Source organism: Clostridioides sp. LIBA-7602 (genome assembly GCF_056688945.1).
In genome coordinates this window covers 3,678,008-3,695,532 of the sequence record NZ_CP196991.1, presented here as the reverse complement: position 1 = coordinate 3,695,532, position 17,525 = coordinate 3,678,008, and the positions used below count along the sequence as shown (strand labels likewise).

Genomic DNA, 17,525 nt, shown 5'->3' with positions numbered 1-17,525 from the left:
ATGATGAAAAAACCAGTTGCTTTAATTATTATGGACGGGTTTGGATATAATAAGGACGTTAAGGGAAATGCAATTGCTAAGTCCAAAACTCCTAACTTAGAGAAAATAATAAAAAAATATCCAAACACATTGATAAATGCTAGTGGTCTTGATGTTGGTTTACCTGATGGTCAAATGGGAAATTCAGAAGTTGGTCACACTAATATAGGTGCAGGTAGAATTGTATATCAAGATTTAACTAGAATAACAAAATCTATAAAAGATGGTGATTTTTTTAATAATGAAGTTTTATGTGAGGCTATGAATAATGCAAAAGAGCATTCTCTTCATGTAATGGGACTTTTGTCTGATGGAGGAGTACATTCACATATAGACCATCTTAAAGCCATAATCAAAATGGCAAAAGATAAAGGTGTAGAAAAGGTGTATGTTCATGCATTTACTGATGGTAGAGATACTGACCCTCAAAGTGCATTAGAATATGCCAAAGAAGTACAAGCTAGTATGGATGAAATTGGAGTAGGAGAATTTGCTACAGTTTCTGGTAGATATTATGCTATGGATAGAGATAAGAGATGGGAAAGAGTAGAGCTTGCATACAATGCTATGGTTAGAGGTATTGGTGAAAAAGCGACTTCTATTGAGGAGGCTATTCAAAACTCTTATGATAATGGAAAAAATGATGAGTTTATAATGCCAACAGTTATTATGAAAGATGATAAAGCAGTTGGAAGTATAAAAGAAAATGATTCAATTATATTCTTTAACTTTAGACCAGATAGAGCTAGACAAATAACTAGAGCTTTAGTTTGTGAAGAGTTTGATGGATTTAAAAGAGAAGATATTAAAAACTTCTTTGTATGCTTAACAGAGTACGATATAACTATAGAAAACGTGCATATAGCATTTGGAGCTCAATCTTTAACCAACACTCTAGGTGAGTATCTAGCTAATAATGGAAAAACTCAACTTAGAGCTGCTGAGACTGAAAAGTATGCACATGTAACTTTCTTCTTTAATGGTGGAGTAGAAGAACCAAATAAAGGCGAAGAAAGATTATTGATACCTTCTCCAAAGGTTGCAACTTATGATTTACAGCCAGAAATGTCAGCATACGAATTGACAGATAAAGCTTTGGAGAAATTAGGAGAAGATAAGTTTGACTTTATAGTATTAAACTTTGCAAATCCTGATATGGTAGGTCACACAGGAAGTATAGAAGCTGCTGTAATAGCTGTTGAAACTGTAGATACTTGTGTAGGAAAATTAATAGATAAGATAGTAGAGTTAGGTGGAAGTGCAATAATAACTGCTGACCATGGAAATGCTGAATATATGTTAGACCCAGAAACAGGAAAGACTGTAACAGCTCACTCTATTAACCCAGTACCATTTATTGTAGTTGGTCAAGACTTTGAAAGTGCAAAGTTATTAGATGGAGGAAGATTGTCTGATATAGCACCAACTGTTTTAGATATGATGAAGTTAGAAAAACCAGAAGAAATGACTGGTCATTCACTTATCTCAAAATAATTAACTTTGATAAGTAGAAAAGAAAATATAAATATAAGCAAAAATTTTAGAATCATTGGTTGTACATTTTATGTTTAATGTTTTAAATCTAATTATAATGTTATGTATTGAAGATTACTTTTGAATTTTAGTCAAGTTTTTTAATACTATATAAGTTAAAATATTATAAAAAATAAAATAAAAATAGGAACTTTTACAAATTTACCCATCAAATAAATTTGTACCTAATTTTCAAAAAAGTCTTTATGTACTATAATATAAAAAGTAGAGTAAAATAGTAGACGTAAGTTTACAGTAAATGAAAATTTAACTAATAGAAAATCGAAGGGAGATATACAAATGTCAGTTATTGAATTAGTATATGCTAGAGAAGTATTAGACTCAAGAGGAAATCCAACTGTAGAAGTTGAAGTAGTGTTAGAAGATGGAGCAATGGGAAGAGCAATAGTTCCATCAGGAGCATCTACAGGAGCTTTTGAAGCTGTTGAATTAAGAGATGGAGATAAAGACAGATACTTAGGAAAAGGTGTGGAAATAGCTGTTGCTAACGTAAATGAAATAATAGCACCAGAAATAGAAGGAATGGATGCATTTGACCAACCAGCAATAGATGCAATGATGATAGAATTAGATGGAACTCCAAACAAAGGTAAATTAGGAGCTAATGCTATATTAGGTGTTTCAATGGCAGTAGCTAGAGCAGCTGCTGATGAAATAGGTCTTCCATTATTCCAATATTTAGGTGGAGTAAATGCTAAACAATTACCAGTACCAATGATGAACATATTAAATGGTGGAGAGCATGCTGATAATAACGTTGATGTTCAAGAGTTCATGATATTACCAGTAGGCGCTTGTTGTTTTAAAGAAGGTTTAAGAATGGGTGCAGAAGTATTCCATGCATTAAAGAAAGTTTTAGGAGAAAAAGGATTAGCTTGTGGTGTAGGTGATGAAGGTGGATTTGCTCCAAACTTAGGTTCAAACAGAGAAGCTTTAGAATTAATAGTTGAAGCTATAACAAAAGCTGGATACAAGCCAGGTGAAGATGTTATGTTAGGACTTGACGTTGCTGCTACAGAAATGTACAACAAAGATACTAAAAAATATGTTTTAGCAGGAGAAGGAAAAGAGTTAACTGCTGCTGAAATGGTTGCTTTATATGAAGATTGGTCAAACAACTTCCCAATAATAACTATAGAAGATGGTTTAGATGAAGAAGATTGGGATGGATGGAAGTTATTAACTGAAAAATTAGGAAATAAATTACAATTAGTTGGTGACGACTTATTTGTTACTAATACAGAAAGATTAGAAAAAGGAATTGAAAATGGAGTAGCTAACTCTATATTAGTTAAAGTTAACCAAATAGGTACAATAACTGAGACTTTAGATGCTATAGAAATGGCTAAGAGAGCAGGATATACTGCTGTTATATCTCATAGATCAGGAGAAACTGAAGATTCTACTATAGCAGATTTAGCTGTTGCAGTAAACGCTGGTCAAATAAAAACTGGTGCTCCATCAAGAACTGATAGAGTTGCTAAGTACAACCAATTATTAAGAATAGAAGAAATGGTTGGAGAACAAGCTAGATACTGTGGGTTAAAATCTTTCTATAATTTAAAAAAATAGTTATTGAAGATTAAAAAGATAGTATTAAAGATTAAAGAGATAACATAAAAGATAAAAATTTATCTTATAAGGGATAAGTGATAGTTGATTTTTCAATTCACTTATCCTTTTTTTATATTTCATTTCTTACTTTTATTCACAGCTTTAGAAAAAATACGAATAAAAGTTTCTATTTCATCTTTATCTAATTGATGTAAGAGATTTCTAAATACAATTATTTCTATATCTCTATGTTCTTGTTGAGCCTTTAAACCTAATTCAGTTAAGACTAAGTTATACCCCCTTTTATCTTTAATACAGGGATTTTTTTTAATAAATTTTTTTAATTCAAGACGTTTTACAGCACTTGTTAATGTGCTTTTTGGCAAGTCTAAAATTTCACTAATTTCTTTCATCATACTATTTGGATACTGTTCAACTATTTCTAAAATACTTAATTCTACTAAAGAAATACCATGAATAGTAGGATACTTACCACTACACATTTCTGTTTTCATCTGCATACTAACAATATGCCACAGGTTGTTTAGCTCTTTTACAGGATTCATTGACTTTTACCTCCATATATGATACGATTATCGCACTAATATAGTACGATAATCGTATTAATTTGTCAATAGGATGGTGTTTTTATGAATTTAGAGATTATACGAGCTACAAGTGAAAATGCTACAGAAATGGGTTTTATACATTCTTGTTCGTGGAGAAAAGCGTATAAAGGAATTATTCCAGATAAGATAATAGATGAATTCACTTCTGAGAAAAGAGCAGAAGTTTTCCAAAGTGTTATTCCAAAAGCTGAAGAGGAATATTATCTTTTTAAAGTAAATGGTATACCTGCTGGTTTTGCTTCATTAAATAGAAGCCAAGAGGATAATGCTCCAAAATATGTTGGAGAAATATATTCTATCTATTTCCATCCTGATTTTTGGGGAACATCTGTGACAAAAAAAGGATTACAATTTTGCATTGATAGATTAAGCAATTTAGGATATTCACATATAACGATATGGGTTCTAAAAGACAATACTAGAGCTATAAATTTCTATAAAAAAAATAGTTTTACTTGTGATGATTTTGAGAAAGAGATACATATTGGGAAAAAATTATTAGAAGTACGTTATTCAAAAAAGATATAGTAATTGCATATTATTTTTGTTTGTTATTTATACTTTAATAGTCTTGAAATGACTATATTATTGTGATACACTAAAGAGTAATGAAATTTAAGTAATAAATAGATAGGAGGGGCAATAATGAGCAACATTTTAATGGGTGTGCAAGTAGTGCTAGGGATTTTACTAGTAATTAGCATAATGCCTCAAGATTCAAAAAATGCTTTGCCTTCAGAGTTTGGTGGAGAAGGAAGTCAAGCTTACTTTAAACCAAAAGGTAAACAAGCATTTCTTGCTAGAGTTACAAAGATAACAGCAGTATTATTTTTTATAAATGCATTAGCATTACTTATAGTTAAAAAGTAATGATATTGTTGAATAACTGGCCATTATTTGATTAGTGTATTTAGGAAATATTTAAAAATTAAATTTAGTTTTTAATAAAAGTACGTAAAGTAAAAAATAAAAAGGGAGGTGTCTCAAAATGAACTTTTTAGTTCATGAGACACTCTTTTTTTATGAAATCAAATATGTTTTCATCATTTCAACAATGAAAAAGAGGCTTATCTCTATTTTGAGACAGCCATTTTTATTTTAAATATTAAGTTAGATATTTTGATTATTTACACTTATGTGTATCTTTATCAAACCAGACAATTAGTTTATTACAATTTGGACAAGTATTTTCAGTGACTTGTTTTTCAATCCACCTAAAAACACTGTTTTCCTTCATATACTGTAGATTATCAATGACATTTTTATGATGACAAATTCCATTGACAATATGTTTGTTTTTAAAATCATGTAATCTATCACAAGGGAATTTATCACATTCATAACATCGTGTAACATTATTCAATTCTGCACAATCTCTAAATCCGTGGTCACAAACTAAACACTCAGAGTTAACATTATCTGAGAGACAACCATGACAGTTTTCAGGGTATTCAGGACAAGTCCCACAAAATAAGCCACAAATAGCAGCAGTATTTTCACAAGGTTTCATAAAATCATCTCCATTAAGTTTTATAGTATAGCTAGTGTATTGTAAATATAAACAGTACTTTCATAATACTTAATAGAATCATCTTCATTAGGGCTTATATTATAAATATGGTGTACAAGTAAAAGCATACAACTAGAAAATATCATATAAGTAAAGCTAAATTTTTAAATAAGATTAGTTTAAATAAAATTAGTTTAAATAAGATTATTCTGTTTTAAAATAAATATTATTAAAAATACTGTAATTATAGAAAATGCAGAAGTAAATACTACAATTTGACCAGCTAGTTCACTATCAGAATCCATCTGTTGTGCCATTGTAAATGAAGAAACTGCAGTTGGAGCAGACAACATTATCATAAGTGAGGCTAATTCTACATTTCTAAATCCAAGAAAAATACTAATTGGCAAGAATATAGTAGGTACTAGTACAAGTCTTCCACATACTCCCAATATAATGGGTCTTATATGTCCCTTTATAGAAGAAAAACTAAAGGAACCCCCTAAAATTATAAGAGATAAAGGTGTTGCGATTTTAGATATATCGCCAATTGTCTTATGTAAAAATGTAGGAATATTTACATCTAAAATTAACATAATAAGACCTATTGCAGAAGCTATTATAAGTGGATTTGTTATAATACCTTTAATCATATGTTTTATATTTACTCTGCCTCCTCTAAAAATTTCAAGTATTACGACAGACAACACATTAAACATAGGTACAATGACTGCAATTAATAAAGATGTGACTCCAATGCTCTTATTACCAAATAGTGAGATTGTGACAGGAATACCAAATATAACGAAATTACTACGAAATATACCTTGTATTAATGCACCCCTTGATTTATTATCTTTTTCAATTTTAGGGATAATAAAAACTAAGATTAAGAAGGTTGAAAAAATGATTATAACAGCCACAGTCATAAGTCTAAAATTAAGAGAGCCGTTTAAATCTGTGTTATATATATTAAAAAATAATAATAATGGCAAGAAAGATTTGAAACAAACATTATTCATTTTATTTAAAGTATGTTCATCAAATAAGCCTAATTTTTTTAGAACATATCCAAGTGACATTGTGAGAAACAAAGGAAGAACAACATTTACTGATAAAATTAAATTTTCCAAAGTCTATTCTCCATAACTTGACAATTCAATTAAATTTCCATCAGGGTCTCTTAAATAAATGGATTTCATTTTACCAAAAAATCCTGTGCGTTCTACAATTCCTTGTTCAATTTGAATATCATTTTGTTCTAAGTATTTTTTTGTCTCATTAATATTATCGTTTATTTCAAAACATAAATCGGCACTACCTGTTTGTACGTTTTTGCTATGTGGTGAAAGTTCATGACCTTTTATATGGATATTTATCTTGAAATCTCCAGCATAAAGCTCATATCTTTTATTCATTTCCTTAAATGTAAAACCAAGTTTTGTATAAAATTTGATACAATTTTCTATATTATTAGTAGTAATTACTACATGGTCTATTTTTTTTATCATAACAACTCCTTAAGATTTTATATATTGATAAACTTATCATAAATTTATTTGATTTTATAAACTGATACGATTTATCTTGATTATCTAATTTTATCTTGATTGTTGAATTTTATATTTATTATTGAATTTTATATTTATTATTGAATTTCATGTAGAGTGTTAAATTTTATGTAAATTGCAGGATTTAATCTAATCTGTTAATTAAAATATAAAAAATATTCTAATAACAATTAAGCTAATCATTAATCAAATGTAGACATTTAATTAATGATTAGCTATAGTCAATCTAATTAGTTAGAATAACTTCCTTTTAATGTAAATGTATCTAAAACGTGTCCATCCATAGCTTTGAAAAATTCATTCATATAGAATCCTTTTTCAAGGTCAAGAATAGTATCAAGTGCAAATACATGTATCTCATAAACATGAGGTCTGTCTGGAGGAGCCATACCACCATATACACTGGCTTCTAATCTATCAAGACCTCCTAGCTTACCATGCCAGCTAGTAGTACCTTGAATAAAATCAGTAGCTGTTATACTTTCATTTTCACTTAATTCGTCTCTTGTTATATTTACAGCTAACCAATGTATCCACGCAAATCCACATACAGGGACAGAGTCTTTGTCTTCTAAAAATACAGCAAAGGATACTGTATTCTTTGGAGCATCTTCAAATTTTAGAGGTAGTGAGTATGTAGGCATACCGCCTTCATTGAACTGAGTTCCTCTTTTTCCATATTTATCTTCTATAACGCCATTTACTATACCAGTACTAGTTACTTTCATAATAATTTACCTCCTAAATATATAATAAATTAATATAATATTTCTGTAATTTAATTATATACCAGTTGAAAATAATGGTAAATTACTTACTTTTTTGTGGGTATATATTTAGAGTGTATCTACCTATTTTAAAATACCCTTTTCCTTAAGGACATCTTCCATACCATTATCTAGCATAAAGTTAATTCCTATATCTTGCATTATAGCCAAAGCATCTAATATTTGCTTTCCTCGAATAGGTGTAAGTAAATATTCAACCTTAAGCGGGTAACCTTCATATGTCTTTTTATCTACAAGACCAAATTCGATTAATTCTTTAAGTTGTTCAAGCAACATTTTTTGATTAATACCATTAATTTCCTTCTCAAGTTTTGATAGGGAAGTAGGTCCCATACGTAATCTCCATAATATAATAGATTTCCATTTGCCTTTTATCATATCATGTGTTAGTTCTAAGGGGCAAGTATATTCATCGCGAAGTTTCAAATAAGGTCACCTCCAATTTATTTTGCTAAGATACGTTTTGAAGCAAGCTTATATACAAACTCAATTTTTTTATTTGAAATATCCCATGAATCTAATTCTTTTTTTATTAAATCTGGATATTTTTTACTTATATCTCTAAGTGCATTACCTACAGATTTTCTTAAGTATTCACTATCATTATCCTTTAAACTGGAAAGTAGAGATATAGCGATATCAGGATTAGATTTAAAATAATCTCGATTGGTCCAAATCCTAAGCCCTTCTGTGACAGCTCTTTTTATGTTTGGGTTGTCAGAATTAATCCATTCTTTTATCACAGGTAGTGATTTTTCATATCCTACCTCACTACAATAATAATCAAATGATTTAGCTAATATCTCTTGTACCCTCCAGTTTTCATCTTTACTCACATTGTCTTTTAAAAATAACAAAGCTTCAGAAATCGTTATTGATATAAAGCCAAGTATAAACACTGCCAATTCTCTTACTTGATAGTATTCTGATCTATATAAGTAGATTGATAGATAATAACATTTTTTTGATTCATTATTTTTTACAATCTTTTTAGCGATGCTTTCAATTTCTTTAAAGCCATTTTCTATAGTAATAATTTTTGCAATTACTTCTTCCAATTTTATCTCCTCCAATAAGTAGATTAGTTTAAATTTCATGTATTTATTTGTAAAAAAAAGTTTGTTTAGTTTAGATAAAATAAAGACTTGTCAAAAAACGTTTGCAAGTCTTTAGTACTAGCATAAATAAAAAATAATAAAAAATCAACCTAATTTAGCATATAAATTTACTTTTATTATGAGTTTTATATTATAAAGTTGTGTTTAAAAAATTAATTGAGTTATATAAATTTTACATGATTTGAGTATACTAATAGAATAAATTATTATATAGTAATACTTATATGAGATGAATATTTTACCAATCTTATCTGATAGTGTATAATTAGGTGATAAAGTAGATAATAAATAGTAATTTAAACGATAATAATCACATTTATTACAGATAATTTATGATTAGAAAATCACTATAATGATGTTTCAAGATATTCCTTTACAATTTATAATAAATCAAAAATATAAATAAGTAATTTAGTTTGTAGGAATAATAAAAAGTATAAAAAGTTATGTGTAATTAATAAAAAAGCTTTGTTATAAGGAATATAAAGGATAACATAATATAAAAAATAATATAATAAAAGATTAAAATAGGAGGGAAAAATGATACCAGGACTTAAAGAGAGTTTGTTAGGATTAATAAATGAAAGTGCATATAATCCTCTAAAAAAAGAAGAATTAGCAGAAATTTTTGATATACATTCATCAGAAATGCCAATATTTTATAATTTTTTAAATGAATTAGAAGAAGATGGTTATATAAGTTTTACTAAGAAAGGAAAAATAATATCTCCAAATCAAATGGGATATTTTGTTGGAAAATTTGTATCACATAAAAAAGGATTTGGATTTGTGGAATCTGATGCTGAGTATACGCAGGATTTATTTATCTCAAGCGACAATATAAATGGGGCTATGCATAATGATAGAGTTATGGCAGAAATAGTTGTACCTGCTACTGAAGAAAAGAGAGCAGAGGGAAGAATAGTAAAAGTTATAAAGAGAGAGATAACTAGAATAGTAGGAACTTTTCAATCAAGTAAAACTTTTGGATTTGTAACACCAGATAACAAGAAGTTTACTAAAGATATATATATACCTAAAAAACATTTTAGTGGAGCAGTAGATAATGATAAAGTAGTATGTGAAATTACAGTATGGCCACAAGAGGATAGAAAGCCAGAAGGAAAGATTATAGAGATATTAGGTCAAAAAGGTGAAAGAGGCGTAGAAATAGACTCTATAATAAGGGAACATGGTCTGCCAGAAGAGTTTCCAAAGAAAGTATTGCAAGAAGCTGAAGCTGTAGCTGTTGAAATTCCTCAAGAGGAGATAAAAAGAAGAAGAGATTTAAGAGATTTAAACATATTTACTATAGATGGAGATGACGCAAAAGATTTAGATGATGCTATATCAATAGAAATATTACCCAATAAAAACTTTAAATTAGGGGTTCATATAGCTGATGTCACACATTATGTAAGAGAAAAAAATAAACTTGATAAAGAAGCTTTAAAAAGGGCTACATCAGTTTATCTAGTAGATAAAGTAATACCAATGCTGCCAAAGACTCTTTCAAATGGAGTATGTAGTTTAAATCCATTTGAAGATAAGTTAACACTTTCTATATTTATGGAAATAGACCATAAAGGAAATGTAGTTAAACATGAGATATGTGAATCTATAATAAATTCAAAAGCTAGAATGACTTATACAGAAGTGTCTGACATATTAGAGAAAGATGATGAAAAACTTAAAAAGACTTTTGAACATGTTGCAGATGACTTTAAAAATGCTGAGGTTTTGGCTAGAATTCTTATGTCAAGAAGGGAAAAAAGAGGAGCTATAGATTTCAACTTCCCAGAAGCAAAGATAATTCTAAATGGAGAAGGTGAAGTTGCAGATATAAAGCCTTATGAAAGAAGAATATCTAATAAAATAATAGAAGAATTTATGCTTATAAGTAATGAGACAATTGCAGAACATTTTTATTGGATGGGAATACCATTTGTTTATAGAATACATGAGACACCATCTTTGGAAAAAATGGAAGAATTGAGCAAGTTTATATCTACATTTGGATATGTAATAAAGGGTGATAAAGAGGAAGTACATCCAAAAGCATTACAAGGTATAATAGAGAAGATAAAGGGCAAAAAAGAAGAAGGTGCTATTAGTACTATAATGCTTCGTTCTTTAAAACAAGCTAAATATTCACCAGAATGTAGTGGACACTTTGGGTTAGCAGCTAAATTCTACTGTCATTTTACTTCACCAATAAGAAGATATCCTGACCTTCAAATTCATAGAATAATAAAAGAATCTTTAAATAATAAGATAAGTGGAAAGAGACAAGAACAGCTTACTACTATAGTTGATTATGCATCTGTTCAGTCTTCTGAAAAAGAAAGAAAAGCAGAGTTGGCTGAAAGGGATGTACATGATTTCTATAAGGCTCTTTATATGAAGGATAAAGTTGGTCAAGAGTTTGAAGGTGTTGTATCTAGTGTAACTTCATTTGGAATATTTGTTGAGTTGGATAATACTATAGAAGGATTGATAAGACTTGCAAATATGAATGATGATTATTATATTTATGATGAGAGTTCTTACAGTGTTGTAGGAGAAAGAACTAAGAAGTCATATAAGATAGGTGACCTAGTTAAGATAAAAGTTGAGGGTGTAAATGTAGATTTTAAAGAAATTGATTTTGAAATAGTTGAAAAGATAGAGGAATAAGTAAAACATTTAAAAAAGATATGAGAAGTTGTAGTATTTATGATATAGCTAAATTTACAATACTCAATGTTCAATAAAAATAGCTAATTAAAAAATATTTAATGGAAATAGCTAATTAAAAAATAATTAGTTAAAACAAATATTTAAAAAATAAATTTTTAATATAAAGTAAGTGTATCCTTTAAAATTTGAGATACACTTATTTTTTTGTTTTACATAAATTTTTGCTTTATTTAATTTATAACAATATATTACTTTGTATAAATTTAGTGTTAAAATTATTAAAAACACTACTTAGGAGGAATGGAATTATGGGTATGATAGGATGTTATACTAAAATAAGTGAAGAAAATGTTTTGAAACTACAACGAGCAGAAGGGAATTTACAAGAGTTTGTTTTTGGAGATGTGAATGAAAATAATTCTATTAATATTGATAAGGCATGGCATGCTATTCACTTTACTTTAACAGGTTGTCCATTTGGAGGAGATGATGATAATATATTTAGCAAATTAGTTCTAAGTGGAAATGTACTTGTAGAAATTGATGAAGAGCCACCTGCAATGTTGATTACAGCTAATGATGTAAAAAAATTATCAGAAGCAATGAACAATTTAGAAGAGCAGATGTTTAGAACAAAATTTAATATTGGTGAGATGTTAGAAAATAATATTTACCCTGTTATGGATGATGAGAATGAAGAAGAGTTTTTTGAGTATATATGGGCAAATTTAATTGAACTTAAAAAGTTTATAGAGGAAGCAGCTAATGAAGGACAAGCAGTGATATTTTGTATAATGTAATGATTACTAAAAAACTATGAATGTTGATGTACTTACATATCTTAGACAAGGATAAGGATGTTTTTTATAAGGGAAGAATAGATATTATATTAGCCTTTTAATTATTTATTTAATAGTAGCATTTTGAAATACGTATATTATTTTGAATTCTTGTGATGTATAGCTACATATGTTTTAATTTATTTTAAAAGGCTAAATGATTTATCCGAAGTTAGTATCATTAGGATACAAGTATGTGATAAATATTTCTTAGAACAGACTATATAATATGATTTTGAAATATATGAGTCTACAATAGGCATTTAATAATCTTTTAGATTCCAATTCAATTGATAAAATAGAGGATTTTTTAATTATAGTTTTGAATCTACTATATTTTTGAAATTTATCTATTGTGTCCTATAATTCTCTTGTATATCTATAATATTTTTTCATTATGTGACTCGATTTATTTTTGAAGCTAACCTATTATATTCAATAATTCTTTTAATTAGATATTGTATTTTTTTATTATGTGAATTAATTTTTAAAAAAATTTATATCTTATATCCAACAATTCTTTTGTATACTTATCTTATTTTTAAATTATGCAAATTAACTATTTTTTGAAGCTAATCTCTTATATCCAATAATTCTTTTAGTTATCTGCAATATTTTTTAGTTATAGCAACTTACCATCACATTGAAAGCTATCCATTATAAATAATTCTTTTAGCCATCCACCATATCTTTTTATTATATAAAACGAATTCACAAATAAAGTAAGTAAAAATTAAAAATATAGATACTTTAATTAAAAGTAGAAAAATTAAAATCTTTAGGAAAAATTTAGAAATTTATAAATAATATCTTAAGTTTTAGAATTTATTATGAAAATACAATAAAAAGTTTATAGAAACACAATTCTATAAAACTATTTCTGGAGGTGTATTTATATATGGAAATGAAAATATCAGTGTCTAACCTTAGTAAAAGGTTTGGAACAAAAAGTGCTCTTGATAGCATAAATCTTGAAATCGACAGTGGTATGTTTGGACTTTTAGGGAGAAATGGAGCAGGAAAAACGACTTTTATGAGAATATTAGCCACTTTATTATCAAAAACAGAAGGCTCAATAGACATGTGTGGAATTCCTATTGAGAATACTAAAGATATTAGGAACATGGTTGGCTATTTACCACAAGATTTTTCAATGTATCCTAATATGACAGTATATAAAGCAATGGATTATTTAGCAGTTTTATCGAATATACCACTAAGAAAAAGAAGAAAAATTATATGCAAGTTATTAAGTAAAGTAAACCTTACTAATCACCAAAATGTTAAGGTAAAGTCTTTATCTGGAGGTATGAATAGGAGGCTTGGTATAGCACAAGCACTAATTCATAATCCAAGAGTTTTAATAGTAGATGAACCAACAGCAGGTCTTGACCCAGAAGAACGTATAAGATTTAGAAACCTATTATGCGAAATTGCAAATGATAGAATTGTCATCTTATCAACTCATATTGTTGGAGACATAGAAGCTACATGTGAAAATGTGGCTATATTAGATAGTGGAAAGGTCATATACAATGGCTCTACTGAGGCATTAGCAAAACTAGCTGAAGGAAAAGTATATAGTATTGAAGTAGACAAAAAAGATATTGAAAATATAAAAAGTAGATTTGTAGTTATAGGTATGCTGACTCAAGGTGGAAAGGCTACACTTAGGGTCATATCGGATGATAAACCTTTTGAAAATGCAGTAGAATGTAATCCAACTATTGAAGATGGCTATATGCTTATAATGGGAGGAGAGAAGATATGAATCTATTTGTAAAAGAATGTAAAAATATATTAAAAAGTATAGTATATTATGTTTTTATTATAGTTTTAGTATTTTTCTATGTTTCTCAACTTGGTGGTTCAGTTTCTAAAGATGTAAGTAAAACTGTCCCTAATAATGGAAATCCACTAGTTGCACCTCAAAGGGTAGAAAATATTGAGGAATATTATTCTATACACAATCAATATCCATATGGTCAAAAAGAATCTATGAAAACAGAAGAAGTCATTCCCAACGCAACTATAAATTTAATTAGAGAATATCAAGAGAACTCATATACAACATATCCAACAGGAATAGCTAAATCTATAAAATTGGACCAAACTAAAACTAAGACTATAGAACAATATATAGAAGAAATAACTGGTAGAAGTATTGAGGAAATAAATGCACTATGGAAAAATGGAGATAGCATAAAAATAGATTATTCAAGAGTATCTATTGGAAGATTTGAAGAAATAATGCAAAAAGTAGATGATATTTTAGGTGGAGGGTCTGCATATGCCTTTGATAAGTTGCAAAGATTTGGAGTAGTTCCAATTACTTATAATGAAGCAGTGAAGAATTATAACTATACAATACAAAAAGATAAAGTTACTAATGGATATGCAAGAATTTTTTGTGATTATATAGGTATAGTTTTAAGTATATTTCCAGTATTTGTGGCAGTTTTCATGTCACTTAAAGATAAGCGTTCAAGAATGAGAGAAATTATTTATTCAAAACAAGTATCATCATACAAAATAGTTTTATCAAGATATTTTGCACTTGTTTTTATGATGTTATTACCAGTATTAATTTTAGGTATAAAAGATTTGCTTCCTTTGATTGCATTTGGTAAAAATGAAGGGATAGCAGTTGATAATTTAGCATTTATAAAATATACAATATGGTGGCTACTTCCAACTCTTATGATAGCTACAGCTATAGGTATGAGCCTTACTATATTAACAGATACACCAATAGCAATTATTGTTCAATTAATTTGGTGGTTTTACAGTATAAATTCTACAGCTCTTAAAGGGGATTATCCAACAATGGGATTAATGATAAGACATAACAGTGTGTTAAGTGGGGATATTGTTGCACAAAACTTTAATCAAATTATGAGTAATCGACTTATGATGAGTTTAGGTGCATTAGTGATTGTTTTGTTAACGATATTCTTATATGAGCAAAAAAGAAGGGGGAATCTTGATGTTGGGTCAAAGCTTTCAAAGCTGTTTAGTTTTAATAAAAGAAAACTTCAAATTAAGCACTTTAATTAATTTGATATGTTCAATTATACTGTTATGTTTGATTCCTCTAATACAAGGAGTAGCTAATTTAGATAGGATTTCGGCAGCCATATGCTTAGAAAATTATGTTGCAATATTAGGAATAATAATGTTAGTACCTATATTTTCACTAGAACAATCAAAGGAGATTGATGAAATAGTATCATCAAAATCATTATCTCAAGTTGTTGTACAATTAATTAGAATACTGATGTCAATTATAAGTATAGCTGTTTTAGTTATAGTCTTTGTAAATATTTTAATATATTTAGGTGGAGATTTTCCAGTAATCGAGTATATTGTTGGAAGTTTCGCATCAGCTATATTTATAGGAAGTTTGGGAATGTTTTTTTCGAATTTATTTAACAATACAATCATGGGATATATGATATCTATAGGATATTTAATTTTAAATATGATGACTAAAGACAAGTATGTTGGAAATTTCTTTATAATGTCTATGAGTCAAGGCAGTTTTGATGAAAAATATTGGTTGATATTTGGAAGTGTAGTGTTGATAATTCTATCTCTATTGATAAAACCAATAAAAAGGAAGGTTAGATAATAAAATGAGAGCTTTAATAAAATGAAGGTAATAGAAATAAAAAGTATATTTATGAAATACAAGTTTATTTTTATATACACAAACTATAACTTGATATTTATGTATGTAAATAGATGTACATATCTATTAGTATAAAAATACATACATATACTGCATTTTATTAAAAGCTCTCAAATTTATATTTTATATTGATTTCACAATAATAGTCTGATAAAACTTATAGTAATTTTATAAATTTCATAGTGATTTTATAATAATAGTTCAATAAAACCTACAGTAATTTTATAAATTTCATAATGATTTTATAATACTAGCTTAATAAAACCTACAGTAATTTTATAAATTTCATAATGATTTTATAATACTAGTTTAATACAACCTATAGTAATTTTATAAATTTCATAGTAATTTTATAATAATAGTCCAATACAACCTATTAGTAATTTTATAAATTTCATAATGATTTAATAATACTAGTTTAATACAACCTACAGTAATTTTATAAATTTCATAATGATTTAATAATACTAGTTTAATACAACCTATAGTAATTTTATAAATTTCATAATGATTTAATAAATATTTATAAAACTACTATTTTTGTTTAGAAACTTTATTATTCATATTATCATTAGTAGGCATTGCTCCAAAGCTTAATTTTTCATACATTACTTGAGTTGGAGCTAACCAAACTGTGCCATTACCAGTAAATGTATTTAAGAAACCTTCACCATTTAAAGCAGAACCTATTAAAGACTTATCTGATTTAGTAACAGAGAAATTAACTCCAGATGTTCTTGCTATTGCAAAGTTACCATCTACCTTTAATTCTTCTCCATTTTTTAATTCATACTCTACAATTTCACTTTGAGGAACAACACATTCTAGAACGATTACACCAGTACCACTTAATTCTATTTGGAAGAAACCTTCGCCACCAAGTAAAGCAGATGAGAAGTTCTTTTGTGTAAATGCCTTTACTTCTATTGTATCAGAACAGCAATAGAATAATCCTTTATCAACAACTATGGAGTCATTATCAAGACTCATAAATAAATAATGTCTAAAAGAAGGTTCTAAGTAAACTTCACCAGTACCTTTATATACAGGTTTCATCATTGATTCATTAGTAAGTGCTCCTGATATTCCTTTTTTGAAAAGACCACCAACACCACCAATTTTAGTTTCAGAAGAGATATTACCTTTATAATAATATAACGCACCAGCTTCTGTTTTTATTGATGAATTATTTAACTTTATCTTAATTTGTCTAGCTCTTAAGCCAGCTTCTCTAGCAAAATATAATCCCATTGCCATCATTGGGCTAGAAGCACCTTCAAGTTTTTCGAATTCTAATATCTCAAATTCACTTTTTCCATCTGATGCATTTTCTAAAATTCTTACTTTTTTGCTTAAATCCATACAAATTTCTCCCTACTATAGTTAATATTTATCTTTAAAATATTACAAGATATAATTATATATTACATTTTTTTTGGAAAAATGGCTACTTTATCATCAAATTTTTACATCTTTTAAGATGATTCTAGTCGGAGTAGGATTGTTTAAGGGTGTGTGATTATTTAAATAGATATTTTGAGTATTATTTATTA

At 27.8% G+C, this 17,525-nt stretch carries 17 protein-coding genes; 9 read left to right on the top strand and 8 right to left on the bottom strand.

What is annotated here, in order from left to right; genetic code table 11:
• Nucleotides 1-3: 3 nt before the first annotated feature.
• Both gpmI and eno read left to right on the top strand, forming a co-directional pair.
• Nucleotides 4-1,533 (top strand): 2,3-bisphosphoglycerate-independent phosphoglycerate mutase, encoded by a 1,530-nt coding sequence (gene gpmI, locus ACTG45_RS17220; protein ID WP_479919479.1) that lies wholly within the window; start codon nucleotides 4-6, stop codon nucleotides 1,531-1,533.
• Nucleotides 1,534-1,872: 339 nt separating this feature from the next.
• Entirely contained in the window at nucleotides 1,873-3,165 is a 1,293-nt protein-coding gene (eno, locus tag ACTG45_RS17215; RefSeq protein WP_479919478.1) for a phosphopyruvate hydratase, read from the top strand.
• A 119-nt stretch (nucleotides 3,166-3,284) separates the two neighbouring features.
• On the opposite strand, the gene ACTG45_RS17210 is transcribed toward eno, so the two are convergent.
• Entirely contained in the window at nucleotides 3,285-3,713 is a 429-nt protein-coding gene (locus tag ACTG45_RS17210) for a MarR family winged helix-turn-helix transcriptional regulator (protein ID WP_479919477.1), read from the bottom strand.
• 84 nt (nucleotides 3,714-3,797) lie between these two features.
• On the opposite strand from ACTG45_RS17210, the gene ACTG45_RS17205 reads away from it, so the two are divergent.
• Nucleotides 3,798-4,304: an N-acetyltransferase family protein gene (locus ACTG45_RS17205; RefSeq protein ID WP_479917551.1), complete on the top strand. Its 507-nt coding sequence runs from the start codon at nucleotides 3,798-3,800 to the stop codon at nucleotides 4,302-4,304.
• A gap of 117 nt (nucleotides 4,305-4,421) precedes the next feature.
• Nucleotides 4,422-4,646, top strand: a complete 225-nt coding sequence (secG, locus tag ACTG45_RS17200; RefSeq protein ID WP_003421948.1) for a preprotein translocase subunit SecG — start codon at nucleotides 4,422-4,424, stop codon at nucleotides 4,644-4,646.
• Nucleotides 4,647-4,899: 253 nt separating this feature from the next.
• On the opposite strand, the gene ACTG45_RS17195 is transcribed toward secG, so the two are convergent.
• From ACTG45_RS17195 to ACTG45_RS17170, 6 genes are all read right to left on the bottom strand, one after another.
• Nucleotides 4,900-5,286: a DUF3795 domain-containing protein gene (locus ACTG45_RS17195; RefSeq protein WP_021385992.1), complete on the bottom strand. Its 387-nt coding sequence runs from the start codon at nucleotides 5,284-5,286 to the stop codon at nucleotides 4,900-4,902.
• A 194-nt stretch (nucleotides 5,287-5,480) separates the two neighbouring features.
• Nucleotides 5,481-6,419, bottom strand: a complete 939-nt coding sequence (locus ACTG45_RS17190) for an AEC family transporter (protein WP_044213943.1) — start codon at nucleotides 6,417-6,419, stop codon at nucleotides 5,481-5,483.
• 3 nt (nucleotides 6,420-6,422) lie between these two features.
• Nucleotides 6,423-6,797 carry a VOC family protein gene (locus ACTG45_RS17185; RefSeq protein WP_479917549.1) on the bottom strand — a complete coding sequence of 125 codons (375 nt, stop codon included), beginning with the start codon at nucleotides 6,795-6,797 and terminating at the stop codon, nucleotides 6,423-6,425.
• A 290-nt stretch (nucleotides 6,798-7,087) separates the two neighbouring features.
• Nucleotides 7,088-7,585: a YbhB/YbcL family Raf kinase inhibitor-like protein gene (locus ACTG45_RS17180; protein ID WP_021386079.1), complete on the bottom strand. Its 498-nt coding sequence runs from the start codon at nucleotides 7,583-7,585 to the stop codon at nucleotides 7,088-7,090.
• Between the two features lie 123 nt (nucleotides 7,586-7,708).
• A complete protein-coding gene (locus ACTG45_RS17175) occupies nucleotides 7,709-8,071 on the bottom strand; it encodes a winged helix-turn-helix transcriptional regulator (protein ID WP_021386106.1) in 363 nt (120 codons plus the stop codon).
• 17 nt (nucleotides 8,072-8,088) lie between these two features.
• Entirely contained in the window at nucleotides 8,089-8,703 is a 615-nt protein-coding gene (locus ACTG45_RS17170; RefSeq protein WP_479917548.1) for a DNA alkylation repair protein, read from the bottom strand.
• 600 nt (nucleotides 8,704-9,303) lie between these two features.
• Between ACTG45_RS17170 and rnr the strand changes: the two genes are divergently transcribed.
• The 5 genes from rnr (at nucleotide 9,304) to ACTG45_RS17145 (ending at nucleotide 15,912) form a co-directional block, all read left to right on the top strand.
• Nucleotides 9,304-11,439, top strand: coding sequence for a ribonuclease R (gene rnr, locus ACTG45_RS17165; RefSeq protein WP_479919476.1), 2,136 nt, complete (start codon nucleotides 9,304-9,306; stop codon nucleotides 11,437-11,439).
• A gap of 311 nt (nucleotides 11,440-11,750) precedes the next feature.
• Nucleotides 11,751-12,242, top strand: coding sequence for a YfbM family protein (locus ACTG45_RS17160; protein ID WP_021385952.1), 492 nt, complete (start codon nucleotides 11,751-11,753; stop codon nucleotides 12,240-12,242).
• A gap of 937 nt (nucleotides 12,243-13,179) precedes the next feature.
• Nucleotides 13,180-14,052: an ABC transporter ATP-binding protein gene (locus ACTG45_RS17155; RefSeq protein WP_479919475.1), complete on the top strand. Its 873-nt coding sequence runs from the start codon at nucleotides 13,180-13,182 to the stop codon at nucleotides 14,050-14,052.
• The gene (locus tag ACTG45_RS17150) at nucleotides 14,049-15,338 is read left to right on the top strand and encodes an ABC transporter permease (RefSeq protein ID WP_479919474.1); all 1,290 of its coding nucleotides are present in this window, start codon (nucleotides 14,049-14,051) and stop codon (nucleotides 15,336-15,338) included. The genes ACTG45_RS17155 and ACTG45_RS17150 overlap by 4 nt, the downstream gene beginning before the upstream one ends.
• Entirely contained in the window at nucleotides 15,268-15,912 is a 645-nt protein-coding gene (locus ACTG45_RS17145) for an ABC transporter permease (RefSeq protein ID WP_479919473.1), read from the top strand. Before ACTG45_RS17150 ends, ACTG45_RS17145 begins: the two co-directional genes overlap by 71 nt.
• A 594-nt stretch (nucleotides 15,913-16,506) precedes the next feature.
• On the opposite strand, the gene ACTG45_RS17140 is transcribed toward ACTG45_RS17145, so the two are convergent.
• The gene (locus ACTG45_RS17140) at nucleotides 16,507-17,334 is read right to left on the bottom strand and encodes an AIM24 family protein (protein WP_021386022.1); all 828 of its coding nucleotides are present in this window, start codon (nucleotides 17,332-17,334) and stop codon (nucleotides 16,507-16,509) included.
• Nucleotides 17,335-17,525: the final 191 nt, after the last annotated feature.